This window comes from Streptomyces alkaliphilus (assembly GCF_014141535.1).
GTDB classification, from domain to species: Bacteria; Actinomycetota; Actinomycetes; order Streptomycetales; family Streptomycetaceae; genus Streptomyces; species Streptomyces alkaliphilus.
In genome coordinates this window covers 1-1,299 of the sequence record NZ_VKHT01001220.1, presented here as the reverse complement: position 1 = coordinate 1,299, position 1,299 = coordinate 1, and the positions used below count along the sequence as shown (strand labels likewise).

The following is a 1,299-nucleotide window of genomic DNA, read 5'->3' as shown; positions in this document are numbered from 1 at the left end:
GGGCGGGACGGGGGGGACGGGGAGCACCGGGAGGCGCAGCGCGCCGAAGGCGTCCGCCGGCACGGCGGGCCGCAGCGGCGCGACCGGCGCCAGGCGCCGGTACCCGGCGCCCTGCCCGGGGCGGGGGTCCGGCTCGCCCCGGTTGGGCCACAGGGACATGGCGCGCTCCGCCTGGGCGGTGATGGTCAGCGAGGGGTTGACGCCGAGGTTGGCGGAGACGGCGGAGCCGTCCACGACACTGATCCCCGGGTGCCCGTACAGGCGGTGGTAGGGGTCCACGACGCCGGTGTCGGGCCCGTCGCCGATGGGGCAACCGCCGAGGAAGTGGGCGGTCATCGGCATCCCGAACACCTCGCCCACGTTGGTGCCGGCGAAGCCGCCGATCTCCTCGGCCAGGCGGCGGGCCGCCTCGGCGCCCTCCGGGATCCACTCCGGGCTGGGGGTGCCGTGTCCCTGGCGGGCGGCGAGCAGGCCCCGGCGCGGTCCGCGTCGTCGCAGGTGGGTGACGAGCGAGTTGTCATGGGTCTGCATGACCAGCCCGATGATGGTGCGCTCGGACCAGCGGTGGTTGGAGAGCGAGCGCAGGAACCGCACGGGGTGGCGCAGGCTCGAGCCCAGGAAGGCGAGCGGGCGCGGCAGCCGGCCGTCCCGGCGGAACTGGGCGATGGACAGCAGCCCCATGGCGTTGGAGCCCCGGCCGTAGCGGACCGGTTCGATGTGGGTGTGCTCGTCGGGATGGATCGAGGAGGTGATGGCCACGCCCCGGGTGAAGTCCGGATCGACGGGTGGGCGTCCGGCGGCGGCCATGGCCCGGCGGTAGCGGCGGGGGGTGGTCTGGGCGCCGACCAGGGCCTCGGAGTTGGTGCGGGTCAGGGTGCCGAGGCGGTCGGAGAGGCGGGGCAGCATGCCGGTGTCGCGCATGCGGTGCAGCAGGGTCTGGGTCCCGTGGGTGCCGGCGGCGAGGACCACCCGGCGGGCGCGCAGCACCCGGGCGCGGCGGCGCCCGCGACGCGGCGGGGCGTCGGTGGGCACGACGGTGACGGCGTGACCGGTATGGCCCTCGTGGTCGGTGAACTCGGTGATCGCGGTGACGGTGGTCAGTGGGTGGATCACCGCCCCGGCGCGTTCGGCGAGGTGGAGGTAGTTCTCGTTGAGGGTGTTCTTGGCGCCGTGTCGGCAGCCCGTCATGCACTCCCCGCAGCGGCTGCACGCCCGCCGTTCGGGGCCGGCGCCGCCGAAGTAGGGATCGGGGACCTCCTCGCCGGGGCGGGCGGTGCGGGTGCCGTCACCGTCCAGGCC

The 1,299-nt window shown here is 75.8% G+C and carries 1 protein-coding gene; it reads right to left on the bottom strand.

The features are described from left to right. A partial coding sequence (locus FNQ90_RS23550; RefSeq protein WP_182608195.1) for a GMC oxidoreductase occupies nucleotides 1-1,299 on the bottom strand: 1,299 nt, incomplete at both ends.